Raw genomic sequence first — 335 nt, 5'->3', positions numbered from 1 at the left:
GTGAGGGGAACCAGCTGAAGCGTGTTCGTCTTGCCGGTATCGATGCGCCTGAAAAGAACCAACCCTTTGGCCAGCGTTCCAGACAGGAACTCTCATCGATGGTGACACAGCGCATCGTTACCGTCACTGGCGAGGATGAGGATCGTTACGGCCGGCTGCTTGGCACGGTGTGGCTTGGCGCGAAGGATGTGAATGCCGAACAGATCCGTAAGGGACTGGCCTGGGCATATCGGTATCACGGAAAACCTGTCCGGAGCGACTACGCAACACTGGAAGACGAAGCCCGTCGTCAGGCTACAGGTCTCTGGTCAGTCCCTGGACAGACAGAAGATCGG

1 protein-coding gene is annotated in these 335 nt (G+C 57.9%); it reads left to right on the top strand.

The window, feature by feature from the left end; translation table 11 throughout:
• On the top strand, positions 1-335 hold a 335-nt coding region (locus FLQ44_RS11100), incomplete at both ends, for a thermonuclease family protein (protein ID WP_147694446.1).

The sequence above is a fragment of the Vogesella mureinivorans genome, from assembly GCF_007644035.1.
Classification (GTDB): domain Bacteria; phylum Pseudomonadota; class Gammaproteobacteria; order Burkholderiales; family Chromobacteriaceae; genus Vogesella; species Vogesella mureinivorans.
This window is presented reverse-complemented; position numbering and strand designations above follow the sequence as displayed.